The 22,670-nt window shown below is 66.1% G+C and carries 24 protein-coding genes; 19 read left to right on the top strand and 5 right to left on the bottom strand.

Annotation, left to right across the window (positions count from 1 at the left end):
- Positions 1-35: 35 nt before the first annotated feature.
- The 5 genes from HWX76_RS30695 (at position 36) to cysM (ending at position 4,989) form a co-directional block, all read left to right on the top strand.
- On the top strand, positions 36-1,436 hold the full coding sequence (locus HWX76_RS30695; protein ID WP_050011539.1) for a UDP-glucose/GDP-mannose dehydrogenase family protein: 1,401 nt from the start codon (positions 36-38) through the stop codon (positions 1,434-1,436).
- Positions 1,437-1,443: 7 nt separating this feature from the next.
- The gene (gene rfaE1, locus HWX76_RS30690; RefSeq protein ID WP_080334140.1) at positions 1,444-2,394 is read left to right on the top strand and encodes a D-glycero-beta-D-manno-heptose-7-phosphate kinase; all 951 of its coding nucleotides are present in this window, start codon (positions 1,444-1,446) and stop codon (positions 2,392-2,394) included.
- A gap of 63 nt (positions 2,395-2,457) precedes the next feature.
- Positions 2,458-3,450, top strand: a complete 993-nt coding sequence (gene rfaD, locus HWX76_RS30685) for an ADP-glyceromanno-heptose 6-epimerase (protein WP_050011537.1) — start codon at positions 2,458-2,460, stop codon at positions 3,448-3,450.
- Between the two features lie 74 nt (positions 3,451-3,524).
- Complete coding sequence (locus HWX76_RS30680; RefSeq protein ID WP_050011536.1) at positions 3,525-3,872, top strand: helix-hairpin-helix domain-containing protein; 348 nt, start codon at positions 3,525-3,527, stop codon at positions 3,870-3,872.
- A gap of 214 nt (positions 3,873-4,086) precedes the next feature.
- Positions 4,087-4,989 carry a cysteine synthase CysM gene (cysM, locus tag HWX76_RS30675; RefSeq protein ID WP_050011535.1) on the top strand — a complete coding sequence of 301 codons (903 nt, stop codon included), beginning with the start codon at positions 4,087-4,089 and terminating at the stop codon, positions 4,987-4,989.
- Between the two features lie 76 nt (positions 4,990-5,065).
- Here the strand turns inward: cysM and mltB are convergent, their stop codons facing one another.
- Positions 5,066-6,415 (bottom strand): lytic murein transglycosylase B, encoded by a 1,350-nt coding sequence (mltB, locus tag HWX76_RS30670; protein ID WP_080334139.1) that lies wholly within the window; start codon positions 6,413-6,415, stop codon positions 5,066-5,068.
- A gap of 43 nt (positions 6,416-6,458) precedes the next feature.
- On the opposite strand from mltB, the gene HWX76_RS30665 reads away from it, so the two are divergent.
- A complete protein-coding gene (locus HWX76_RS30665; protein ID WP_050011533.1) occupies positions 6,459-7,382 on the top strand; it encodes a histone deacetylase family protein in 924 nt (307 codons plus the stop codon).
- Between the two features lie 30 nt (positions 7,383-7,412).
- Here the strand turns inward: HWX76_RS30665 and HWX76_RS30660 are convergent, their stop codons facing one another.
- A complete protein-coding gene (locus HWX76_RS30660) occupies positions 7,413-8,330 on the bottom strand; it encodes an alpha/beta hydrolase (RefSeq protein ID WP_124629894.1) in 918 nt (305 codons plus the stop codon).
- Between the two features lie 219 nt (positions 8,331-8,549).
- Here HWX76_RS30660 and HWX76_RS30655 point away from each other — a divergent pair, with 219 nt between their 5' ends.
- The 5 genes from HWX76_RS30655 (at position 8,550) to HWX76_RS30635 (ending at position 12,992) form a co-directional block, all read left to right on the top strand.
- Entirely contained in the window at positions 8,550-9,584 is a 1,035-nt protein-coding gene (locus HWX76_RS30655) for a methionine ABC transporter ATP-binding protein (protein WP_050011531.1), read from the top strand.
- A complete protein-coding gene (locus HWX76_RS30650) occupies positions 9,574-10,227 on the top strand; it encodes a methionine ABC transporter permease (protein WP_006476559.1) in 654 nt (217 codons plus the stop codon). The genes HWX76_RS30655 and HWX76_RS30650 overlap by 11 nt, the downstream gene beginning before the upstream one ends.
- Before the next feature lie 29 nt (positions 10,228-10,256).
- Entirely contained in the window at positions 10,257-11,051 is a 795-nt protein-coding gene (locus tag HWX76_RS30645) for a MetQ/NlpA family ABC transporter substrate-binding protein (RefSeq protein ID WP_089488260.1), read from the top strand.
- 227 nt (positions 11,052-11,278) lie between these two features.
- Positions 11,279-12,028, top strand: coding sequence for an electron transfer flavoprotein subunit beta/FixA family protein (locus HWX76_RS30640; protein ID WP_014897713.1), 750 nt, complete (start codon positions 11,279-11,281; stop codon positions 12,026-12,028).
- A 16-nt stretch (positions 12,029-12,044) separates the two neighbouring features.
- A complete protein-coding gene (locus tag HWX76_RS30635) occupies positions 12,045-12,992 on the top strand; it encodes an electron transfer flavoprotein subunit alpha/FixB family protein (protein ID WP_050011528.1) in 948 nt (315 codons plus the stop codon).
- Positions 12,993-13,318: 326 nt separating this feature from the next.
- On the opposite strand, the gene HWX76_RS30630 is transcribed toward HWX76_RS30635, so the two are convergent.
- A complete protein-coding gene (locus tag HWX76_RS30630) occupies positions 13,319-14,605 on the bottom strand; it encodes a D-amino acid dehydrogenase (RefSeq protein ID WP_050011527.1) in 1,287 nt (428 codons plus the stop codon).
- 145 nt (positions 14,606-14,750) lie between these two features.
- Here HWX76_RS30630 and HWX76_RS30625 point away from each other — a divergent pair, with 145 nt between their 5' ends.
- Together HWX76_RS30625 and HWX76_RS30620 are read left to right on the top strand one after the other, a co-directional pair.
- A complete protein-coding gene (locus HWX76_RS30625) occupies positions 14,751-15,239 on the top strand; it encodes an Lrp/AsnC ligand binding domain-containing protein (protein WP_050011526.1) in 489 nt (162 codons plus the stop codon).
- Positions 15,240-15,328: 89 nt separating this feature from the next.
- A complete protein-coding gene (locus tag HWX76_RS30620; RefSeq protein ID WP_124629896.1) occupies positions 15,329-16,507 on the top strand; it encodes a PA0069 family radical SAM protein in 1,179 nt (392 codons plus the stop codon).
- A 51-nt stretch (positions 16,508-16,558) separates the two neighbouring features.
- Here HWX76_RS30620 and HWX76_RS30615 read toward each other — a convergent pair whose 3' ends face one another.
- Complete coding sequence (locus HWX76_RS30615; RefSeq protein ID WP_050011523.1) at positions 16,559-17,026, bottom strand: TM2 domain-containing protein; 468 nt, start codon at positions 17,024-17,026, stop codon at positions 16,559-16,561.
- A gap of 111 nt (positions 17,027-17,137) precedes the next feature.
- Positions 17,138-18,277, bottom strand: coding sequence for a PQQ-dependent sugar dehydrogenase (locus HWX76_RS30610; protein ID WP_124557543.1), 1,140 nt, complete (start codon positions 18,275-18,277; stop codon positions 17,138-17,140).
- A gap of 152 nt (positions 18,278-18,429) precedes the next feature.
- On the opposite strand from HWX76_RS30610, the gene rpsP reads away from it, so the two are divergent.
- From rpsP to HWX76_RS30580, 6 genes are all read left to right on the top strand, one after another.
- Complete coding sequence (gene rpsP, locus HWX76_RS30605) at positions 18,430-18,684, top strand: 30S ribosomal protein S16 (RefSeq protein WP_006476550.1); 255 nt, start codon at positions 18,430-18,432, stop codon at positions 18,682-18,684.
- A gap of 40 nt (positions 18,685-18,724) precedes the next feature.
- A complete protein-coding gene (gene rimM, locus HWX76_RS30600) occupies positions 18,725-19,402 on the top strand; it encodes a ribosome maturation factor RimM (RefSeq protein WP_124557542.1) in 678 nt (225 codons plus the stop codon).
- Position 19,403: 1 nt separating this feature from the next.
- Positions 19,404-20,198, top strand: a complete 795-nt coding sequence (trmD, locus tag HWX76_RS30595) for a tRNA (guanosine(37)-N1)-methyltransferase TrmD (RefSeq protein WP_006476548.1) — start codon at positions 19,404-19,406, stop codon at positions 20,196-20,198.
- Positions 20,199-20,331: 133 nt separating this feature from the next.
- Positions 20,332-20,724 (top strand): 50S ribosomal protein L19, encoded by a 393-nt coding sequence (gene rplS, locus HWX76_RS30590; RefSeq protein ID WP_006486838.1) that lies wholly within the window; start codon positions 20,332-20,334, stop codon positions 20,722-20,724.
- 87 nt (positions 20,725-20,811) lie between these two features.
- On the top strand, positions 20,812-21,498 hold the full coding sequence (locus HWX76_RS30585) for a CoA pyrophosphatase (protein WP_089488263.1): 687 nt from the start codon (positions 20,812-20,814) through the stop codon (positions 21,496-21,498).
- A 120-nt stretch (positions 21,499-21,618) separates the two neighbouring features.
- Positions 21,619-22,557 carry a CobD/CbiB family protein gene (locus HWX76_RS30580; protein WP_050011514.1) on the top strand — a complete coding sequence of 313 codons (939 nt, stop codon included), beginning with the start codon at positions 21,619-21,621 and terminating at the stop codon, positions 22,555-22,557.
- Positions 22,558-22,670 lie beyond the last annotated feature (113 nt).

Below are 22,670 nucleotides of genomic sequence, written 5' to 3'. Positions count from 1 at the left end.
AAGTTAGTCTATTACCGGGAAGTACCGGAACATCTATGAAAATCACCATCATCGGCACCGGCTATGTCGGCCTCGTCACGGGCGCGTGCCTCGCGGAGATCGGTCACGACGTCTTCTGTCTCGACGTCGATCCGCGCAAGATCGACATCCTGAACAACGGCGGGATGCCGATTCACGAACCGGGGCTGCTGGACATCATCGCGCGCAACCGCACGGCGGGGCGCCTGCGCTTCTCGACCGACATCGAGGCGAGCGTCGCGCACGGCGAGATCCAGTTCATCGCGGTCGGCACGCCGCCCGACGAGGACGGCTCGGCCGACCTGCAATACGTGCTCGAGGCCGCGCGCAACATCGGCCGCCACATGACGGGCTTCAAGGTGATCGTCGACAAGTCGACGGTGCCGGTCGGCACCGCGCGGCGCGTGCACGGCGTGGTCGACGAGGCGCTGGCCGCACGCGGGCTCGCGGGCAGCGTCGCGCATCGCTTCTCGGTCGTGTCGAACCCGGAATTCCTGAAGGAAGGCGCCGCGGTCGAGGACTTCATGCGCCCGGACCGGATCATCATCGGCGTCGACGACGACGAAACCGGCACGATCGCACGCGAGAAGATGAAGAAGCTCTACGCGCCGTTCAACCGCAATCACGAGCGCACGATCTACATGGACGTGCGTTCGGCCGAATTCGCGAAGTACGCGGCGAACGCGATGCTCGCGACGCGCATCTCGTTCATGAACGAGATGTCGAATCTCGCCGACAAGGTCGGCGCCGACATCGAGGCCGTGCGCCGCGGGATCGGCTCCGATCCGCGCATCGGCTATCACTTCCTGTACGCCGGCGTCGGCTACGGCGGCTCGTGCTTCCCGAAGGACGTGCAGGCGCTGATCCGCACCGCGGGTGAGAACGGCCAGCCGCTGCGTATCCTGGAGGCCGTCGAGGCCGCCAACCATGCGCAGAAGGACGTGCTGATCGGCAAGATCGAGCAGCGTTTCGGCGCCGACCTGACGGGCCGCGAGTTCGCAGTCTGGGGCCTGGCGTTCAAGCCGAACACCGACGACATGCGTGAGGCGCCAAGCCGCCGCCTGATCGCCGCGCTGCTCGAGCGCGGCGCGACCGTGCGCGCCTACGATCCGGTTGCCGTCGACGAAGCGCGGCGCGTGTTCGCGCTGGATTTCGGCGACGATGCCGACGTGCTGGCGCGATTGCACCTCGTCGACACGCAGGACGCCGCGGTCACGGGCGCGGACGCACTCGTGATCGTGACCGAGTGGAAGGAATTCCGCAGCCCCGATTTCACGCGCCTGAAGGCCGAGCTGAAAGCGCCGGTGATCTTCGATGGGCGCAACCTGTACGAGCCGGATGCGATGGCCGAACTCGGCATCGACTACTACGCGATCGGTCGGCCGTACGTCGATCCCCAGTCGTTTTCCCGTGGCTGAACGTACGATGAATACTCTTCGTGAAGTCGTTCCGGTGCCGCGCGAGCAACTCGCGCGTTCGCGTGTGCTCGTCGTCGGCGACGTGATGCTCGACCGCTACTGGTTCGGCAACGTCGATCGCATTTCGCCTGAAGCGCCGGTGCCGGTCGTGCACGTGCAGCGTCAGGAAGAGCGGCTCGGCGGCGCGGCCAACGTGGCGCGCAATGCGGTGACGCTCGGCGGCCAGGCCGGGCTGCTGTGCGTCGTCGGTTGCGACGAACCCGGCGAGCGGATCGTCGAGCTGCTCGGCAGCAGCGGCGTGACGCCGCATCTCGAGCGCGATCCGGCGTTGCCGACCACGATCAAGCTGCGCGTGCTCGCGCGCCAGCAGCAACTGCTGCGCGTCGACTTCGAGGCGATGCCGACGCACGAGGTGCTGCTCGCGGGGCTCGCGCGCTTCGATGCGCTGCTGCCGCAGCACGACGTCGTGCTGATGTCGGATTACGCGAAAGGCGGCCTCACGCACGTCACGACGATGATCGAGAAGGCGCGTGCGGCCGGCAAGGCGGTGCTGGTCGACCCGAAGGGCGACGACTGGGCACGCTATCGCGGCGCATCGCTGATCACGCCGAATCGCGCGGAACTGCGCGAGGTGGTCGGGCAGTGGAAATCGGAAGACGACCTGCGCGCGCGCGTCGCGACCCTGCGTGCGGAGCTCGGCATCGACGCGCTGCTGCTCACGCGTTCGGAAGAGGGCATGACGCTCTTTTCCGCGGGCGGCGAACTGCATGCGCCGGCGCTCGCACGCGAAGTGTTCGACGTGTCGGGCGCGGGCGACACCGTGATCGCGACGGTCGCGACGATGCTCGGCGCCGGTGTGCCGCTCGTCGATGCTGTGGTGCTCGCGAATCGCGCGGCAGGCATCGTGGTCGGCAAGCTCGGCACGGCCACCGTGGACTACAACGAACTGTTTCACTGAGCGCATTCGGCGGCGCGACGAGCGCGCCGCACGAGTGGCTCGCACTTTTCAGGCAGGACGATCATGACCCTCATCGTCACCGGCGCAGCCGGTTTTATCGGCGCGAACATCGTCAACGCGCTCAACGCGCGCGGCGAGACGCGCATCATCGCGGTCGACAACCTGACGCGCGCGGACAAGTTCCGCAATCTCGTCGACTGCGAGATCGACGACTATCTCGACAAGACCGAATTCGTCGAACGCTTCGCGCGCGGCGATTTCGGCAAGGTACGCGCGGTATTTCATGAAGGCGCCTGTTCGGACACGATGGAAACCGACGGCCGCTACATGATGGACAACAATTTCCGCTACAGCCGCGCGGTGCTCGATACCTGCCTCGCGCAGGGCACGCAGTTCCTGTATGCATCGTCGGCCGCGATCTACGGCGGCTCGACGCGCTTCGTCGAGGCGCGCGACGTCGAGGCGCCGCTGAACGTGTACGGCTATTCGAAGTTCCTGTTCGACCAGGTGATCCGTCGCGTGCTGCCGAGCGCGAAGAGCCAGATCGCGGGCTTCCGCTATTTCAACGTGTACGGCCCGCGCGAGACGCACAAGGGCCGCATGGCGTCGGTCGCGTTCCACAACTTCAACCAGTTCCGCGCGGAAGGCAAGGTGAAGCTGTTCGGCGAGTACAACGGTTATGCGCCGGGCGAGCAGACGCGCGATTTCGTGTCGGTCGAGGACGTGACCAAGGTGAACCTGTTCTTCTTCGATCATCCGGAGAAGTCGGGCATCTTCAACCTCGGCACGGGGCGCGCGCAGCCGTTCAACGATATCGCGTCGACGGTCGTCAATACGCTGCGCGCGCTCGACAACCAGCCGCCGCTGACGCTCGCGCAGCAGGTCGAGCAGGGATTGATCGAATACGTGCCGTTCCCCGATGCGCTGCGCGGCAAGTACCAGTGCTTCACGCAGGCCGACCAGACGAAACTGCGCGCGGCCGGCTACGACGCACCGTTCCTGACCGTGCAGGAAGGCGTCGACCGCTACGTGCGTTGGCTATCCGGCCAGGTTTAAACCGGCGCGTTGCATCGATAGACTGGGTCTCACGGTCGGCAGCCGCCGGCCGTTTTTCTTCGGAGATCCAGCACATGATCAGGAAATGGTTTGCCGCAGCGGTCATGCTCGGCGCAGTGGCGTCGGCCTGGGCGGCCGTCGACGTCAACACCGCGAACGAGGATGCGCTCGTCGGCATCAAGGGCATCGGCCCGGCGCGGGCGAAGGCGATTCTCGACGAGCGCGGTGCACGCGGTCCGTTCAGGAATGCGGACGATCTCGCCGCACGCGTGAAGGGCATGGGCGGGCATACCGTCGAGCGGCTTCAGCAGGAAGGGTTGACGGTCGGTACGGCGGCGGGCGCGGGCACGACGCCGGCGGCCGCGGGCAAGCCGGCGGCAGCGAAGCCCGCCGCCGTGCCGGCCCGCACCGCGCAGAAATAACGGGTCGCGCGTACCCGACACCGGGCTCCTTCAGTCGCCGTCGTTGCGACGGCTTCCCGCGGCATGCCGCGGGTTTTTTGCGTGGGGCCGCGCGCGCGGCGAAACGCGAACCGCGCGGTACGCGTATTCCATCGTCGCAAAGGGGTTGCCGGCGCGCGTGCCGGTGCTGGTTTACAATCGATCGATTGATCGGCCTCGCACTCACGGTATATCCATGGCTTACAAAACTATCGAAGACACGATCGGCAATACGCCGCTCGTGCAACTGGTCCGCCTGCCGGACGACGAGATTCGCGCGCGCAACAACGTGCTGCTCGCGAAGCTCGAGGGCAACAATCCGGCCGGTTCCGTGAAGGATCGCCCGGCGCTGTCGATGATCAGCAAGGCCGAGGCGCGCGGTCGCATCAAGCCGGGCGATACGCTGATCGAGGCGACGAGCGGCAACACGGGCATCGCGCTCGCGATGGCCGCGGCGATCCGCGGCTACAAGATGGTGCTGATCATGCCGGAGGATCTGTCGGTCGAGCGCCGCCAGAGCATGGCGGCCTACGGCGCCGAAATCATCCTGACGCCGGTGAAGGGCGGGATGGAGCTGGCGCGCGACCTCGCGGAGCAGATGCAGCGCGAGGGCAAGGGCGTGATCCTCGACCAGTTCGGCAACCCCGACAATCCCGTCGCGCACTACGAAGGCACGGGGCCGGAGATCTGGCGCGATACCGAAGGGCGCATCACGCACTTCGTGTCCGCGATGGGCACGACGGGCACGATCATGGGCACGTCGCGCTATCTGAAGGAACAGAATCCGGCGATCGAGATCGTCGGTGCGCAGCCGGAAGACGGCTCGCGTATTCCGGGCATCCGCAAATGGCCGGAAGCGTACATGCCGACCATCTTCGATCGCAGCCGCGTCGACCGCGTCGAGAGCGTGAGCCAGGCTGCGTCGGAAACGATGACGCGCCGGCTGGCGGCGGTCGAAGGCATCTTCGCGGGCATTTCGTCGGGCGGCGCATGCGAAGTCGCGATGCGCATCGCGCGTCAGGTCGAGAACGCGACGATCGTGTTCATCATCTGCGATCGTGGCGACCGCTACCTGTCCACGGGCGTGTTTCCAGCGTGAGCCCGGGCGGCACGCACTGCCGCCACACGCAAAAAAAACGCCGCATATGCGGCGTTTTTGTTTTGTGCGGGCGTGCTTATTGTGCAGGTGCTTCCGTGTCCGCCGCAGGCAACGGGAGCGCGCCGCTCGCTTGCATCTGCGCTTTCACGGCTTCGCCGAGCTGGTACACGGTGAGTGCGTAGAAGAAACTGCGGTTGTAGCGCGTCAGCACGTAGAAGTTCTTCAGGCCGAGCATGTATTCGGTCGCGCGCCCCGGCGTCGGCAGGTCGACCACGGTCACCGGCGTGCCGGCTTCGGTCGTGATGTTGACCGTCGGCTCGTTCAGCGTCATGCCTGCGCGCAGCAGTTGCGACAGCGCCCAGTGCGGTTCGGGCTGGCCGTCGGCGGCGGCCTGTGCGATGCCCAGGCTGCCCGTATCGGGCGTGATTTGCCAGACCACCGGGCGGTCGGTTTCCCAGCCGTGCTGTTTCAGGTAGTTCGCGACGCTGCCGATCGCATCGACAGGACTGCTGCGCAGATCGACGTGGCCCGTGCCGTCGAAGTCGACTGCATATTCGCGGATGCTGCTCGGCAGGAACTGCGGAATCCCGATCGCGCCGGTGTACGAGCCGAGCACGGTGGTGGGGTCGAGCTGGTTGTCGCGGGTCCAGACCAGGAAGTCTTCGAGGTTCTTGCGGAACGTGGCCTGGCGGCTGTCGCGATTCGGCGTGTCCGGGTAGTCGAACGTCAGTGTGGTCAGCGCGTCGAGCACGCGGAAATTGCCCATGTAGCGGCCATAGATCGTCTCGACGCCGATGATGCCGACGATCACCTCGGGCGGCACGCCGAACTGCTCGGACGCGCGCTGCAGCGTCGCCTGGTTCGCCTTCCAGAACTTCACGCCCGCATTGATGCGGATCGGCTCGATGAAGCGCGAACGATAGACGCGCCAGTTCTTCACCGAAGGCGTCGGTGCGGGCCTCACGAGCTTGACGGCCGTGGCCGAGTAGCTGACGCGCGAGAACAGCGCATGCAGGCTCGCCGAATCGAAGCCGTTGCGGCTCACCATCTCGTCGATGAACGCGTCGACCTTCGCGTTGCTCGCGTAACGCTGCGGAACGATTTCCTCTTCGAACGTCTGGCCTTGCGGCGTCGGCTGCTGTGGCTGGGCCTGGGCGACGAGCGTGCCGGCGGGCTTCGCCGGCTGCGTCTGCGCGACGGCGGGCGCGGTGCCGAGGGCCGCCGCGACGGCAGCGACGACGAGCGGAGCGCGAACACGGAACAGCGCGGAGAGAAGGGCGGCGGGCTTGCTGGAATTCATGTCGAAGCGGGCGGACAGGGCGATTGTGTTCGGCGCAGTATACCCGACGCATCCGGCGCGCCGGGCCGAAGCCGGCCGCCGTTGTGGTAAGTTAGCGGCGAATTCGCGGCAGACGATGGACATCATTGACGGAGACCTGCGACGCACCGCGCGCCGCGGACGACAGCTTATGGCAACCGCTTTCTATACGCACCCCGACTGCATGCTGCACGAGATGGGGGAATGGCATCCGGAATGTCCGGCCCGCCTGTCGGCGATCCAGGATCAACTGATCGCGAGCCGCATCGACGACCTGATCGTGCACGAAACCGCGCCGTTCGCGAGCGAGGTCGCGCTCGGCCGCGTGCATACGCAGGCGCACATCGACTACATCCGCAGCATGACGCCGGTCGACGGTTACGTCGAGATCGATCCCGATACGCTGATGAATCGCGACACGTGGCGCGCGGCACTGCGCGCGGCCGGCGCCGCGGTCGCGGCGACCGATGCGGTGATCGAAGGCCGCTACGCGAATGCGTTCTGCGGCGTCCGGCCGCCCGGTCATCATGCGGAGCCGGCGCGCGCGATGGGCTTCTGCTTCTTCAACAACGTCGCGATCGCCGCGCGGCACGCGCTCGACGTACACGGCATCGAGCGTGTCGCCATCATCGATTTCGACGTGCACCACGGCAACGGCACCGAGGCGGCGTTCGCGAACGACGAGCGCGTGCTGATGTGCAGTTTCTTCCAGCATCCGCTGTATCCGTTCTCGGGCGTCGATCACCAGGCGCCGAACATGGTCAACCTGCCGATGCCCGCACGCAGCAACGGGATGGCGATCCGCGAAGCCGTCGACATGCTGTGGCTGCCGCGCCTCGACGCATTCAAGCCGCAGATGCTGTTCGTGTCGGCCGGGTTCGATGCGCATCGCGAGGACGACATCGGCAATCTCGGTCTCGTCGAGGCCGACTTCGAATGGCTGACCGCGCGGATCGTCGACGTCGCGCGCCGGCATGCGCAGGGCCGTATCGTCAGCTGCCTCGAGGGCGGTTACAACCTGTCCGCGCTCGGCCGCAGCGTCGTCGCGCACCTGCGCGTGCTCGCCGGGATCTGATTCCCGCTCGACCGGCCGGTCAGGGCGCGCTCAGCGCGCCGGCACGCGCGCGTGAATCCACGCGATCAGCGCGTCGATCACGCGGTCGCGTTCGAGATCGTTCATCGTTTCGTGGAAGCCGCCCTCGTACAGCGTCAGCGTACGATCGGGCGAGCCGACGCGTGCGCCGAACGAACGGCTGCCGTCGGGTTCGGTCAGCTTGTCCTCGGTGCCGTGATAGACGAGCACCGGGACGCGCAGCGCGCCGCGGCCGGCTTCGATGCGCGCCATCGCGTCGAGAATCTCCGCGCCGGTGCGGGCGGGCACTGCGCCGTGATGCACGAGCGGATCGGCGCGATTGGCCGCGACGATGGCCGGATCGCGCGACAGCAGGGCCGCGTCGATCCTGATCGCGGGGAAGGTGGGCCACACACGGCTGATGACGCGGCTGACCGCGAGCATCCAGCGCGGCACGTCGCGCCCTGGCGCAAGCGCCGGGCTCGACAGCACGAGGCCCGCCAGCGCGTGGCAGCGGGCGGGTGCGCGTTCGATCGCGTAGAGCGCCGCGACCGCGCCGCCCATGCTGTGCCCCATCAGGAACAGCGGCGCATCGCCGCGCGCGGCTTCGGCGACCAGCGCATCCGCGTCGTTCAGGTAGCCGTCGAAACGGTCGACCCACACGCGCGTGCCGGGCGACTGGCCATGCCCGCGCAGATCGATCGCCAGCACGTCGATGCCCGCTGCGTTCAGTCGGCCGGCGAGCGCGGCATAGCGGCCCGCGTGTTCGGCGAGGCCGTGCACCAGCGCGATCGTCGCGTGCGGCGGCGCGGCGCCGTCGCCGGCCGGCCAGCGGTACGACGCCAGTTCGAGCCCGTCCGCGGTACGCAGGCGGCCCATGCGCGGCGCGGGCGCCGAAGGTACCGACCCGGCGGTGGCGGGCGCGGCGGCCCGCGGGGTGGTGGTGCTCATCGGGCGTGTCTCCTGGTCGTTGGCATGTGCGTTTCGCGATCATAGTCGCGGCACTCCGGCGCGGGCCCAGCAGCGCCCCTCTAATTTCGTCTGGTTATGAAAAGATCGAAATCGATTATTAAGTGGAATGAGGGGTTTGCGGTAAAATCGCCGGCTATTCCAGATGCATCGGCGGCCGACTGGCGGGCCAACTCGCCGGCCGGCCGCCATTTTGTTTACATGATCGAATTACGCAATCTTTCGCAGCGTTTCCCCGGCCCGGGCGGCTGGGTCGAAGCGTTGCACAACGTCAACCTGACGATCCCGCAAGGCGAGGTGTTCGGCATCATCGGCCGAAGCGGCGCCGGCAAGAGCACGCTCGTGCGCACCATCAACCTGCTGACGCGGCCGACCGAAGGCAATGTCGTCGTCGGCGGGCGCGATCTCACGCTGCTGTCGGCTGGCGCGCTGCGCGAAGCGCGCCGCGAGATCGGCATGATCTTCCAGCACTTCAACCTGCTGTCGTCGCGCACGGTGTTCGACAACGTCGCGCTGCCGCTCGAGCTGGCCGGCGCGAGTCGTGCCGACATCGAGGCCGCCGTGCTGCCGCTGCTCGACCTGGTCGGGCTGTCCGCGCAGAAGGATCGCTATCCGGCGCAGATCAGCGGCGGGCAGAAGCAGCGCGTCGGTATCGCCCGCGCGCTGGCGAGCCAGCCGAAGGTGCTGCTGTCGGACGAAGCGACGTCCGCGCTCGACCCCGAAACCACACGCTCGATCCTCGATCTGCTGAAGCGCATCAACCGCGAGCTCGGCCTGACCATCGTGCTGATCACGCACCAGATGGAAGTGATCAAGCAGGTCTGCGATCGCGTCGCGGTGCTCGATGCGGGTCGCGTGGTCGAGGAAGGCCGCGTGATCGACGTGTTTCTGCAGCCGCACCACGAAGTGACGCGCGCGCTGATCGGCGACGTGATCGCGCAGGAACTGCCGCCCGCGCTGAAGGCGCGCGTGGCCGAGCGGCTGAAGACGGGCCGCGGCCATCTGCTGCGGCTCGCGTTCACGGGCTCGGGGGTCGACCAGCCGATCCTGTCGGAGACGATCCGCCGGTACGAACTCGATTTCAACATCCTGCACGGCCAGATCGACGAGATCCAGGGGCAGGCATTCGGTTCGCTCGCGGTGCTCGCGGGCGGCGAGCCGGGCAAGGTCGGGCAGGCGCTCGCGTTCCTGCGCGAGCAAGGTGTGGTGGTAGAGGAGCTTTCGTATGTTGAGTGAGATGTTCGATATGTTCGTGCAGTCGTTCTGGGAGACGCTGATCATGGTCGGCATCTCCGGGGCGGTCGGCGCGCTCGTCGGCCTGCCGCTCGGCGTGCTGCTCTACCTGACCGACCGCCAGGGCGTGCTGCAGAACCTCGCGGTGAATCGCGTGCTCGGCGGCATCGTGAACGCGGTCCGCTCGACGCCGTTCATCATCCTGCTGGTCGCGGTGATTCCGTTCACGCGGCTCGTCACGGGTTCGTCGATCGGCACGGCCGCGGCGGTCGTGCCGCTGACGCTCGCGTCCGCGCCGTTCATCGCGCGTCTCGTCGAAACGGCGCTGCGCGAAGTCGACCGCGGGCTGATCGAGGCCGCGCAATCGATGGGCGCGACCACGTCGCAGATCGTCTTCAAGGTGCTGCTGCCCGAATCGCTGCCGGGCATCGTCGCGGGCCTGACGATCACGTTCGTGTCGCTGGTCGGCTATTCGGCGATGGCGGGCGCGATCGGCGGCGGCGGGCTCGGCGATCTCGGGATCCGCTACGGTTACCAGCGCTATCTGCCCGAAGTGATGTGGACGGTCGTCGCAATCCTGATCGTGTTCGTGCAGATCGTGCAATCGTTCGGCGACTGGCTGGTGCGCCGGCTCAGCCACAAATAAAACCAAACCGATCCGATAGGGGAGAAACGATGCAACGACGCTTCATGCTCAAGTTCGCGGCGGCGCTGGGCGCGGCCGCACTGTTCGCGGGCGCGCATGCGCAGGCCGAAACCATCAAGGTCGGCGTGACGGGCGGCCCGCACGCGCAGATCATGGAAGTGGTGAAGAAGGTCGCGGCGAAGGACGGCCTGGAGATCCGCATCGTCGAATTCTCCGATTACGTGCAGCCGAACGCCGCGCTCGCGTCGGGCGACCTCGACGCGAACAGCTACCAGCACGATCCGTATCTGCAGGCGCAGGTGAAGGATCGCGGCTACAAGCTGCTCAAGGTCGCGGACACCGTCACGTTCCCGATGGGCATCTATTCGAAGCGCGTGAAGTCGCTGGCCGAACTGAAGCCGGGCGCGCGCGTCGCGGTGCCGAACGATCCGACCAACGGCGGCCGCGCGCTGCTGTTGCTGCAGAAGCAGGGGCTGCTGAAGCTGCGCGCGGATGCGGGGCTGAAGGCGACGCCGCTCGATATCGTCGACAATCCGCGCAAGCTGAAGATCGTCGAACTCGATGCCGCGCAGATTCCGCGTTCGCTCGGCGACGTCGATGCGGCCGCGATCAATACCAACTACGCGATGGAAGCGGGGTTGAAACCGAAACAGGACGCGATCGCGATCGAGGGCCCGAACGGCCCGTACGCGAACATCCTCGCGATCCGCGAGGCGGACCGGAACAAGCCGTGGGTCGCGAAGCTGATCGCCGCGTATCACTCGGCCGACGTGAAGCAGTTCATCGAAGGCAAGTTCGGCGGCGCGGTCATTGCCGCCTGGTAACCGGCAGCGCACGGACGCCCGGCGGGATTAGAGTCGATGATCGAAAACCCGGGCTTTGCGTCCGGGTTTTTTCTCTTTTAAAATAGAACGACCGTTCGCTATCATTGGCACGTCGCCAAGAAGCGGTATCCTCGACAACCATCATGGTTGGGTCCGCCTGGCCGCGCAGTCATGAGGCCGCGCTATAAAATGGCCTCTGGTCGTATTCGTAACTTTGGAGCGTGTGCATGAAAATCCTGGTGCCAGTGAAAAGAGTGGTCGATTACAACGTGAAGGTCCGCGTGAAGTCGGACAACACGGGCGTCGACATCGCGAACGTGAAGATGTCGATGAACCCGTTCGACGAAATCGCGGTGGAAGAAGCGGTGCGCCTCAAGGAAGCGGGCGTCGCGACCGAAGTGATCGCGGTGTCGGTGGGTGTCACGCAAGCGCAGGAAACGCTGCGCACGGCGCTGGCGATCGGCGCGGATCGCGCGATCCTCGTCGAATCGAACGACAGCGTCGAGCCGCTGGCCGTCGCGAAGATCCTGAAGGCGCTGGTCGACAAGGAGCAGCCGCAGCTGGTGATCCTCGGCAAGCAGGCGATCGACGACGATTCGAACCAGACGGGGCAGATGCTGGCCGCGCTGGCAGGTCTGCCGCAAGCGACGTTCGCGTCGAAGGTGACGATCGCCGACGGCAAGGCAACCGTTGCGCGGGAAGTCGACGGCGGCGCGGAAACGCTGTCGCTGACGCTGCCGGCGGTGGTCACGACCGACCTGCGCCTGAACGAGCCGCGCTACGTGACGCTGCCGAACATCATGAAGGCGAAGAAGAAGCCGCTGGAAACCGTGAAGCCGGAAGACCTCGGTGTGGACGTCGCGCCGCGTCTGAAGACGCTGAAGGTGGTCGAGCCGCCGAAGCGCGCGGCCGGCGTGAAGGTGCCGGACGTGAAGACGCTGGTCGAGAAGCTGAAGACCGAAGCCAAGGTGCTGTAAGAGGGAGCGCAAAGAAATGACGATTCTGGTGATTGCAGAACACGACAACGCGTCGATCAAGGCCGCGACGCTGAACACGGTGGCGGCGGCGGCCGAAGTTGGCAAATTCGTCGGCGGCGACATCCACGTGCTGGTCGCGGGCCACAACGCGCAAGCGGCGGCCGATGCGGCAGCGAAAATCGCGGGCGTTTCGAAGGTGCTGCTGGCCGACGCGCCGCAACTGGCCGAAGGCCTGGCGGAAAACGTTGAAGCGACCGCGCTGAACATCGCGAAGGACTACTCGCACATCCTCGCGCCGGCGACGGCCTACGGCAAGAACATCGCGCCGCGCATCGCCGCGAAGCTGGACGTCGCACAGATCTCGGACATCACGGCGGTCGATTCGGCCGATACGTTCGAGCGTCCGATCTACGCGGGCAACGCGATCGCGACGGTGCAGTCGAGCGATCCGATCAAGGTGATCACGGTGCGTGCGACGGGTTTCGATCCGGTGGCGGCGGAAGGCGGCAGCGCATCGGTCGACAAGATCGAAGCGGCAGCCGACGCCGGCAAGTCGCAGTTCGTGAGCCGTGAAGTGACGAAGCTGGACCGTCCGGAACTGACGTCGGCGAGCATCATCGTGTCGGGCGGCCGCGGTCTGGGCAGCGGCGAGAACTACACGAAGGTGCTGGAGCCGCTGGCCGACAAGCTGTCCGCAGCGCTCGGCGCATCGCGCGCGGCAGTCGACGCCGGCTACGTGCCGAACGACTACCAGGTCGGCCAGACCGGCAAGATCGTCGCGCCGCAGTTGTACATCGCGGTCGGCATCTCGGGTGCGATCCAGCACCTGGCCGGCATGAAGGATTCGAAGGTGATCGTCGCGATCAACAAGGATCCCGAAGCACCGATCTTCAGCGTGGCCGACTACGGCCTTGTCGGCGATCTGTTCTCGCTCGTGCCGGAGCTCGTGAGCGAGCTCGGCTGACGCGGCGTGACGCTTCAGCGGTAAGCACACAAGAAGAGGGGCGCGACGAGCGCCCCTTTTTTCGTTGTGTGGTCGTTGAATGAGGAGCGGATATCGCTCGTCCGGACGATTCGCGCTCGTACCGTGCCGCGCCGAACATATCGTCGCGCAGGCACGGCGGGTAACGTCGATTCGTTCAACGGACGACGCGTGCATGCGCGCGTCGACTGAAGCGTCGTGCCGAGTGGCCACTCGCAGTCGAGTCGCAGTCGCCAAAACGAGAAAAGCGCCCTCGGGCGCCTTTCTCGTTGATGCAATCGGCCCGCATCGCAGCGGGCCGTTCCGGTTTACGCGTAGGCCGGGCGCGTCTGGCCGGGCACGTCCTTCAGGTAACGATGCACCGACAGGTCGTCGGCCTGGATCGCGGGCATCTTGCCCGAGATCAGGTCCGCGAGCAGTTGGCCCGAGCCGCACGACATCGTCCAGCCGAGCGTGCCGTGGCCGGTGTTCAGGAACAGGTTCGACACCGGCGTGCGGCCGACGATCGGCGTGCCGTCCGGCGTCATCGGGCGCAGGCCCGTCCAGAACGTGGCCTTCGACGTGTCGCCGCCGCCCGGGAACAGGTCGTTCACGCACATCTCGAGCGTTTCGCGGCGCGCCGCGCGCAGCGTCTTGTCGAAGCCGACGATTTCCGCCATGCCGCCGACGCGGATGCGCTGGTCGAAGCGCGTGATCGCGATCTTGTAGGTCTCGTCGAGCACGGTCGACACCGGCGCCGCGGCTTCGTTGACGATCGGCGCGGTGATCGAATAGCCCTTGAGCGGATAGACGGGAATCTTCATCAGGTGGGAGATGAAGCGGGTCGAGTACGAGCCGAGCGCGACGACGTACGCGTCGGCACGCACCGTCTCGCTGCCGCACTGCACGCCGGCGATCTTGCCGCCCGCGATCGCGAGCGCATCGATCGGCGTGTTGTAGCGGAACTTGACGCCGAGCGATTCGGCGAGCGCGGCGAGGCGCGTCGTGAACAGCTGGCAATCGCCGGTTTCGTCGCCCGGCAGGCGCAGGCCGCCCGTCAGCTTGTGCGAGACGGCGGCGAGCGCCGGTTCGGCATGCTTCAGTTCGGCCGGCGACAGCAGTTCGAACGGCACGTTCGCTTCCTGCAGCACGGCGATGTCCTTCGCCGCGCCGTCGAGTTGCTGCTGCGTGCGGAACAGTTGCAGCGTGCCACCCGTGCGGCCTTCGTATTCGATGCCGGTATCGGCGCGCAGCGCCTGCAGGCAGTCGCGGCTGTATTCGGCGAGACGGACCATGCGGCCCTTGTTGACTGCATAGCGCTCGGCCGTGCAGTTGCGCAGCATCTGAACCATCCACTGGAGCTGGAAGCGCGTGCCGTCGAGACGGATCGCGAGCGGCGCATGCTTTTCGAACATCCACTTGACGGCCTTCAGCGGCACGCCGGGCGCGGCCCACGGTGCCGCATAGCCGGGAGAGATCTGGCCTGCGTTCGCGAAGCTCGTCTCCAGCGCCGGGCCGGCTTCCCGGTCGATCACCGTGACTTCATGACCGGCGCGCGCAAGGTAATACGCGCTTGCCACGCCCACTACACCGCTGCCCAGAATGACGACTCGCATAGCTGCTCCAGATGGAAGGAACCAGGTCGAGGCCGGGCGCACCTGCGGCTCCGTGTAACCTCTAGCTGATCTAGTTTTTTGAGCTATGGTATTGTCGAATGTGCAGTTTTTGTTATTGTATTTTTCTGGTTTTCAGCATAAACAAATGAGAACGCAACGTCAGCCCGTACGTACGCTCGACAAGCTCGACCGGCGCATCCTGAAACTGCTCCAGGACGACGGCCGGATGGCGATGAAGGACCTCGCGGAACAGGTCGGACTGACCGTCACGCCGTGCATCGAGCGCGTGCGGCGCATGGAGCGCGACGGCGTGATCACCGGCTATCACGCGCGGGTCGACCCGCATCAGCTGGATGCCGCGCTGCTGGTGTTCGTCGAGATCACGCTCGGCCACAAGGGCGGCAACATGTTCGAGCAGTTCCGCCGGGAAGTGATGAAGATCGACGAGGTGCTCGAATGCCATCTCGTCTCCGGCGATTTCGACTACCTGATCAAGGCGCGGATCGGCGAGATGGCCGACTACCGGAAACTGCTCGGCGACATCCTGCTGCAGTTGCCCGGCGCCGTGCAGTCGAAGAGCTATGTCGTGATGGAGGAAATCAAGGAAACGCTGACGATTGCGGTCGGCGAGTGACGCTGGGCGGCCCGTCGTCGGGCCCTTTATCCCACCCTTGGCATGCTGCGCCCAATACTGTATAAATGTACAGTATTGGGCGCAGGCGAATGGGTGGGCACATGGACGATCGGTCCGACAACGAATTTCCGGTAGCGCCGCCCGTGCCCCGCAAGGGGCGCGGCGCGGTCGACAACCTGCAGGGGCGGTATGAAATCGCGCAGCGCGAAGCGGTGGACGACGGCTGGACGCACGCGTCCGACGATGCCGATTTCCCCGCGCCGCTGCGCACGCAGGTCTTCGAGGAGCGGGCGAAGAGCATCCTGACGCGCAACCAGTCGCCCGATATTCCGTTCAGCGTGTCGCTCAATCCGTATCGCGGCTGCGAGCACGGCTGTATCTATTGCTTCGCGCGGCCGACGCACAGCTACCTCGGGCTGTCGCCGGGGCTCGATTTCGAAAGCCGCATCTACGCGAAGGTCAATGCAGCCGAACTGCTCGAGCGCGAGATTTCGCGCAAGCGCTACGTGCCGGAGCCGATCGCGCTCGGCGTCAACACCGACGCGTACCAGCCGGTCGAGCGCGACCTGCGCATCACGCGCAGCGTGATCCAGGTGATGCACGACCGCGGGCTGCCGTTCGCGGCGATCACGAAGTCGTCGCTGATCGAGCGCGATCTCGACCTGCTCGCGCCGATGGCCGAACGCGGGCAGGTGATGGCGGCGGTCACGATCACGACGCTCGATGCCGAACTGGCGCGCACGCTCGAGCCGCGCGCGGCCACGCCGGCGCGGCGGTTGCGCACGATCCGTGCGCTGCGCGATGCGGGCGTGCCGGTCGGCGTGAGCATTGCACCGGTGATTCCGTTCGTGACCGAGCCCGACATGGAGCACGTGCTGGAGGCCTGCGCGGAAGCCGGTGCGACGCATGCGAGCTACATCGTCCTGAGGTTGCCGTGGGAGGTCGCGCCGCTGTTCAAGCAGTGGCTTGCCGCGCATTTTCCCGATCGCGCGGAGCGCGTGATGAATCGCGTGCGCGACATGCGCGGCGGCAAGGATTACGACTCGGATTTCTCGAAACGGATGAAGGGCGAGGGGATCTGGGCCGACCTGCTGCGGCAGCGCTTCCGTCAGGCCGTCAAGCGGCTCGGGTTGAACGAACGCACGAACGGCATCCTCGATCTGTCGCGGTTCCGCGGTGCGCCTGCCGCCGGGGTGCCGGCGCCGCGCGTCGCGGTTCGTGCAGCTGGCGCGAAATCGCGCGACGACATGCAGTTGAACCTGTTCTGACCGGCGAGCAACGCAGTCGCCGGTGGGCCGTATCGACCGTATTGGTCGTGCTTACTGCGAAATCTGCTTGGCCGCTTCAACCTGCGATTCGAAGTACGTCTGGAACGACAGCGCGAGTGCGGTCATCAACAGGAACGCGCCGATCAGCAGCGAGAAGATCACGACGAAGATCACGGTCCAGCCCGACTGGCTCTGCTTGCCGGTGTCGGCGTTGAATTGCGCATCCCATTTTTCATCGGGGCGCAGCCCGTAGACGAGTGCGGCGAGGAACGCCGCCAGCAGCGAGATTGCACCGGGCACCGCGAGCCACCAGCCGAGGCCGGCGCTGCGCTGGGTTGCGGCAAGCAGCAGGAAGCCCGGGATGCCGACGATCGTCGCGAGCAGGTGGGCCCAGCCGTATACGTCGCGAAAGCCGTACAGATAGAAGCGATGCGCGCCGATCGACCCGAGCAGGAACGCGAGGGCGGCGGTGAGCGTCTTGGAGCGGAAGCGGCGGGGCGATGCGGTGCTGCTGGACATGGATGGCGGCGTAGTGTCGTTGGCATGGGCGGGGCCGGCGGGCCGGCGCGGGCGCGCGGCCCGGCACGCATTCTACGATGCCCGGTCGGGGCCGGTCACCCCTCGCGTGCGTCAGGGTGCCGCATACGTCACGCGGTAGATCGCGCCCGCGTAATCGTCGCTGACGAGCAGCGAACCGTCCGGCAGCGGCAATACATCGGCCGGGCGTCCCCATGCCGTGCCGTCGGGCCGCAGCCAGCCCGTGACGAACGGCGTTTGACGAGCATGGCTGCCGTCCGCCGAGACGACCACGCGCATCACGCGGTAGCCGACCTTCGTGCGGCGGTTCCACGAGCCGTGTTCGGCAATGAAGACGTTATTGCGATACGACGCCGGAAACATCGGCCCGGTGTAGAAGCGCATCCCGAGCGCCGCGACGTGCGCACCGAGTTTCAGGACCGGCGGCACATAACGTCGGCACGCGTCGGCGCTGCCGAATTCGGGGTCGGGCGTATCGCCGCCGTGGCAGTATGGAAAACCGAAGTCGAGGCCGGCGCGCGGCGCGCGGTTCAGCTTGTCGTCCGGTACGTCGTCGCCCATCAGGTCGCGCCCGTTGTCGGTGAACCAGAGCTCGCCCGAATCCGGGTGCCATGCAAAGCCGACCGTGTTGCGTATGCCGCGCGCGACCACTTCACGCCCGCTGCCGTCGGCGTTCATCCGCGCGATGATCGCGTAGCGGCTGCGATCGGCGAGGCAGACGTTGCACGGTGCGCCGATCGGCACGTACAGCTTGCCGTCGGGGCCGAACGCGATGAATTTCCAGCCGTGATGGTGATCGGTCGGCAGTGCGTCGGTCACGACGACGGGCGCGGGCGGTTTCGCGAGCCGGTCGTCGATATGATCGACGCGCAGGATGCGCGACACGGCGGATATATAAAGGGCGCCGTCGAGGTAGGCCACCCCGACGGGCATGTCGAGCCCGGACGCGATCACGTAGCGTGCGCTGATCCGGCCCTCGTGCATCACCAGTGCGTGGACGCGGCCGTCCCGCGTGCCGACATACAGGATGCCGCGCGGCGACCACGCCATTTCCCGTGCGGCCGGGACGGCGTCGGTCAGCACGTCCACATGGAAGCCGGGCGGCACGACGAGTTCGTTCACCGGCAGCGGCGCGGCAAACGCCGGGGCCGACGCGAGGCAGGCGAGGCCGGCAAGCAGCGCCGCGAACAGGTGCTGCGCGCGGCGCATCGGGGCGGCGCGAAGAGGCGGCATGACGGTCGGTAGCATCCTGGACACGACGATTGTATGCCCGGCGGACGGGCCGTCCGCGGATTTTTACGCGTAAGTGTTTGTTGTACCTCTGGTTTCCGGCTATAATCGCGTGTTTCAGTAGTTTCGAACCCGGTTTTCCCGAAGGACATCATATGGTTATCATCCGTCTGGCTCGTGGCGGCTCGAAGAAGCGCCCGTTCTACAACATCGTTGCTACCGATTCGCGCAACCGTCGTGACGGCCGCTTCATCGAACGCGTCGGCTTCTACAACCCGGTCGCCACGAAGGGCGAATCGCTGCGTATCGCTCAGGATCGCCTGACGTACTGGCAAGGCGTTGGCGCGCAACTGTCGCCGACCGTCCAGCGTCTGGTGAAGGAAGCGCAAAAGGCGCAACCGGCTGCCTAATGGCACGGTGTGCCGGTCGTGCCGGCTGTGAGGTGCATTGATGGCGGGTCACGATTCCGGTAATGCAAGGCGCGGGCGTGCGTCATTCGGCGCATTCGTCCGCAAGCCGGTCGAGCGCGACGCGGTCGCGAACGCCGGTCAGGCTGCCGAACCAGGCAGTCCCGACGCGACGCAAGCCTGGCCCGACGATGCCGTCGAGGTCGGGGCGGTGGTCGACGCCTACGGCCTGAAGGGCTGGGTCAAGGTGGCGACGCATGCCGATGCCGGTCGCGGCGGCGACGCGCTGCTCAACGCGCGTCGCTGGTGGCTGGAACGCGGTGCGGAGCGGCTTTCCGTCCGCATCATGCAGTCGAAGACGCACAGCGATACTGTCGTTGCGCAACCCGCGGGCGTCAGCGACCGCGATGCCGCGCTGTCCATGCGGGGCTTTCGCGTGTTCGTGCGCCGGGAAGATTTCCCGGCACTGGCCGCGGACGAATTCTATTGGGTCGACCTGATCGGTCTCGAGGTCGTCAACGAGCAATCGGTGGCGCTCGGGAAGGTGAGCGGGATGATCGACAACGGCGTGCATTCGATCATGCGTGTCGAGTATCCGGCAACCGGTAAAGACGGTCAGCCGACCACCGACGAGCGATTGATTCCGTTCGTCGGCGTCTACGTCAAAACGGTGGATCAGGCGGCGCGTCGCATCGTCGTCGACTGGGAAGCCGATTACTGAAATGAACCAGGTTACCGAGAGCGCGGTGCAGTTCGACGTCGTCACGCTCTTTCCCGAGATGTTCCGTGCACTGACCGACTGGGGAATCACCAGCCGGGCCGTGAAGCAGGGGCGCTTCGGGCTGCGCACCTGGAACCCGCGTGATTTCACGACGGACAACTACCGCACGGTCGACGATCGTCCGTACGGCGGCGGTCCGGGCATGGTGATGCTGGCCAGGCCGCTCGAAGCCGCGATCGACGCCGCGAAAGCGGCGCAGGCGGAGCAGGGCATCGCGAGCACGCGCGTCGTGATGATGTCGCCGCAAGGCGCGCCGCTCACGCACGATCGGGCGGTGCGGATGGCGCAGGAACCCGGCGTCGTCGTGCTGTGCGGTCGCTATGAGGCGATCGACCAGCGCCTGCTCGACCGTTGCGTCGACGAGGAAATCAGCCTCGGCGATTTCGTGCTGTCGGGCGGCGAATTGCCGGCGATGGCGATGATGGATGCGGTCGTGCGGTTGCTGCCCGGCGTGCTGAACGATTCGCTGTCGGCCGTGCAGGACAGCTTCGCGGACGGCCTGCTCGATTGTCCGCACTACACGCGCCCCGAGGAATACGACGGCGTGCGCGTGCCGGACGTGCTGCTCGGCGGGCATCATGCCGAGATCGAGAAGTGGCGGCGCCAGGAAGCATTGAGGAATACGTTGCGGAAGCGGCCGGACCTGATCGTCCGGGCGCGCCGCGAGAAGTTGCTGAGCCGGGCCGACGAGGCGTGGCTCGCGAACCTCGCACGCGAAGCGAAGGACGCCTCCTGAGGCGGCTGCGCGAGCGGGAATTGGCGGTGCCGTACATGCGTGTGCGGCGCCTGATGTGAATCCATCCTCTATCGGGGCCAGGCCTGGAAGCAGGCGGGTGTGAACGCCGACACGATGGCATAAGGAGTCAGTAATGAATCTGATCGCAAAACTTGAGCAGGAAGAGATCGAGCGCGCGCTCGCCGGCAAGACCATCCCCGATTTCGCCCCGGGCGACACGGTGATCGTGAACGTGAACGTGGTTGAAGGTAACCGCAAGCGCGTTCAGGCTTACGAAGGCGTCGTGATCGCGATTCGCAATCGTGGTCTGAACTCGAACTTCATCGTCCGCAAGATCTCGTCGGGCGAAGGCGTCGAGCGTACGTTCCAGACGTACTCGCCGCTGCTGGCAAGCATCGTCGTGAAGCGTCGCGGTGATGTGCGTCGTGCGAAGCTGTACTACCTGCGCGAGCGTTCGGGCAAGTCGGCTCGTATCAAGGAAAAGCTGGTGTCGAAGGATCGCGCCGCAGCAGCTTCCCAAGAGTAAGAGCTGTAAGGAAAAAGCACCCAACCGGGTGCTTTTTTCATTCTGGCGCGACAATATGCTCGATACGACACGAACCCGAGAGCCCCATTGAATCGCCGCCCCATCATCGATCCCGAAGTATTGCCGGTCGAAGGCACCGGCGCCGGCCTGCCAGTCATCGATTCCAGGCTAATGACGCCGTCCGGCCTGCGAGAACGCTTCGCGCGCACGCTCGAGTGGAGCGTCGAACCCGGCGAAGCGAGGCTGCAGGAAGGCGTCGATCCGCGTAGCGCGGCCGTCCTCGTGCCGCTCATCGTCCGCGAGTCGGGCCTCACCGTGCTGCTGACGCAACGCGCCGATCACCTGAACGACCACGCCGGACAGATCAGCTTTCCCGGCGGCCGTCGCGAGCCGTTCGACCACGACGCGACCGCCACCGCGTTGCGCGAGGCGAAAGAAGAGATCGGGCTGGCCGCCGAACGCGTCGAGATTCTCGGCGCGCTGCCCGACTACCTGACCGGCACGGGTTTCTGCGTGACGCCGGTCGTCGGCCTCGTGCATCCGCCGTTCACCGTGCAGGCCGACACGTTCGAAGTCGCCGAGATTTTTGAAGTGCCGCTCGCGTTCGTGATGAATCCCGCGAACCATCAGATCCGCGTGTTCCGGTGGGAAGGCGGCGAGCGTCGTTTTTTTGCCATGCCTTACCCGAACGACGAACCGGACGGGCATTACTTCATCTGGGGCGCAACTGCCGCCATGTTTCGCAATCTGTATCGCTTCTTGGCGGCCGGTTAGGCGGGCGCGCCGGCCGGCGCGCGCGAGCGGCTGCCCGGCGACCGCGCCGGCAGCCATGCGCGGCTGACGCTGTGCTATCGTTATGCAAAAAATGACATAACTCCGAAGACGGCGCCACGCATGACTTTCTTTTCGGTTCTCCTCGCTCTCATCATCGAACAGGTCCGCGCGTTGTCGCCGAGCAATCCGGTGTTCGCACTGTTCCAGTTTCATGCGGAAACCGTCGCGCATGGCCTCGACGCCGGCAAGCAGAAGCATGGGCTCCTCGCCTGGCTCGCGGTCGTGCTGCCGTGGGTGCTGATCGTCGCGCTGATCTATTTCCTGCTGTACAAGGTGAGCTTCGTGCTCGCGTTCCTGTGGAACGTCGCCGTCGTGTATTTCACGCTCGGCTTCCGCCAGTTCAGCCACTACTTCACCGATATCCATCTCGCGCTCAACAACGACGACGTGCCGCGTGCGCGCGAAATCCTGCACGAGTGGACGGGCATCGACACGGTCGACATGCCGGTCGGCGAAATCGTCCGCCATACGCTGATCCACGCGGTCGTCGCGTCGCATCGGCACGTGTTCGGCGTGTTCTTCTGGTACGTGCTGCCGATCGGCCCGGCCGGCGCCGTGCTGTACCGGATTTCCGAATACCTCGCGCGCAGCTGGTCGACGCCGGGCGACGACCGCACGGCCGCGTTCTCGACGTTCGCGCAGCGCGCATTCTTCGTGATCGACTGGATTCCGTCGCGCCTGACGGCGCTCGGCTTCGCGATCGTCGGTAACTTCGAGGATGCGATCTATGCGTGGCGCAACCATACGCGCCAGTGGCCCGACCCGAACGACGGCGTATTGCTGGCCGCGGGCAGCGGCGCGCTCGGCGCGCGTCTCGCGGGGCCGCTCGCGGAGCCGTCGAGCCTCGATGCGCTGGCGGTCGGCGACAGCGGTCCGTTGACGGTCGGTGACGATTGCACGCCGCGCACGCTGCAGTCGGCGGTTGGCCTCGTGTGGCGCGCGGTGATCCTGTGGATGATCCTGCTGTTGATGCTGACGCTGGCCGTGTGGGTATCGTGAGTGATGCGCTAGTGTCCTGTTCCGCTGATTCGCGAGCAAAGTCGATGCAGCTTTTCGAGGATCGAATCGGCTGACGCGGTCCAGACGAAGGGTTTGCAGTTTTCGTTGTAGTG

The sequence above is a fragment of the Burkholderia sp. BCC0398 genome (assembly GCF_902833245.1).
Classification (GTDB): Bacteria; Pseudomonadota; Gammaproteobacteria; order Burkholderiales; family Burkholderiaceae; genus Burkholderia; species Burkholderia sola.
Note: the sequence above shows the minus strand (reverse complement) of the source record. Positions and strands in the feature narration are given on the sequence as shown.

Coding starts and splice junctions, on each gene's coding strand:
- HWX76_RS30695 (WP_050011539.1), top strand. CDS start 36: ATGAAAATCACCATCATCGGCACCGGCTATGTCGGCCTCGTCACGGGC.
- rfaE1 (WP_080334140.1), top strand. CDS start 1,444: ATGAATACTCTTCGTGAAGTCGTTCCGGTGCCGCGCGAGCAACTCGCG.
- rfaD (WP_050011537.1), top strand. CDS start 2,458: ATGACCCTCATCGTCACCGGCGCAGCCGGTTTTATCGGCGCGAACATC.
- HWX76_RS30680 (WP_050011536.1), top strand. CDS start 3,525: ATGATCAGGAAATGGTTTGCCGCAGCGGTCATGCTCGGCGCAGTGGCG.
- cysM (WP_050011535.1), top strand. CDS start 4,087: ATGGCTTACAAAACTATCGAAGACACGATCGGCAATACGCCGCTCGTG.
- mltB (WP_080334139.1), bottom strand. CDS start 6,415: ATGATGTCCATCGTCTGCCGCGAATTCGCCGCTAACTTACCACAACGG.
- HWX76_RS30665 (WP_050011533.1), top strand. CDS start 6,459: ATGGCAACCGCTTTCTATACGCACCCCGACTGCATGCTGCACGAGATG.
- HWX76_RS30660 (WP_124629894.1), bottom strand. CDS start 8,330: ATGAGCACCACCACCCCGCGGGCCGCCGCGCCCGCCACCGCCGGGTCG.
- HWX76_RS30655 (WP_050011531.1), top strand. CDS start 8,550: ATGATCGAATTACGCAATCTTTCGCAGCGTTTCCCCGGCCCGGGCGGC.
- HWX76_RS30650 (WP_006476559.1), top strand. CDS start 9,574: ATGTTGAGTGAGATGTTCGATATGTTCGTGCAGTCGTTCTGGGAGACG.
- HWX76_RS30645 (WP_089488260.1), top strand. CDS start 10,257: ATGCAACGACGCTTCATGCTCAAGTTCGCGGCGGCGCTGGGCGCGGCC.
- HWX76_RS30640 (WP_014897713.1), top strand. CDS start 11,279: ATGAAAATCCTGGTGCCAGTGAAAAGAGTGGTCGATTACAACGTGAAG.
- HWX76_RS30635 (WP_050011528.1), top strand. CDS start 12,045: ATGACGATTCTGGTGATTGCAGAACACGACAACGCGTCGATCAAGGCC.
- HWX76_RS30630 (WP_050011527.1), bottom strand. CDS start 14,605: ATGCGAGTCGTCATTCTGGGCAGCGGTGTAGTGGGCGTGGCAAGCGCG.
- HWX76_RS30625 (WP_050011526.1), top strand. CDS start 14,751: ATGAGAACGCAACGTCAGCCCGTACGTACGCTCGACAAGCTCGACCGG.
- HWX76_RS30620 (WP_124629896.1), top strand. CDS start 15,329: ATGGGTGGGCACATGGACGATCGGTCCGACAACGAATTTCCGGTAGCG.
- HWX76_RS30615 (WP_050011523.1), bottom strand. CDS start 17,026: ATGTCCAGCAGCACCGCATCGCCCCGCCGCTTCCGCTCCAAGACGCTC.
- HWX76_RS30610 (WP_124557543.1), bottom strand. CDS start 18,277: ATGCCGCCTCTTCGCGCCGCCCCGATGCGCCGCGCGCAGCACCTGTTC.
- rpsP (WP_006476550.1), top strand. CDS start 18,430: ATGGTTATCATCCGTCTGGCTCGTGGCGGCTCGAAGAAGCGCCCGTTC.
- rimM (WP_124557542.1), top strand. CDS start 18,725: ATGGCGGGTCACGATTCCGGTAATGCAAGGCGCGGGCGTGCGTCATTC.
- trmD (WP_006476548.1), top strand. CDS start 19,404: ATGAACCAGGTTACCGAGAGCGCGGTGCAGTTCGACGTCGTCACGCTC.
- rplS (WP_006486838.1), top strand. CDS start 20,332: ATGAATCTGATCGCAAAACTTGAGCAGGAAGAGATCGAGCGCGCGCTC.
- HWX76_RS30580 (WP_050011514.1), top strand. CDS start 21,619: ATGACTTTCTTTTCGGTTCTCCTCGCTCTCATCATCGAACAGGTCCGC.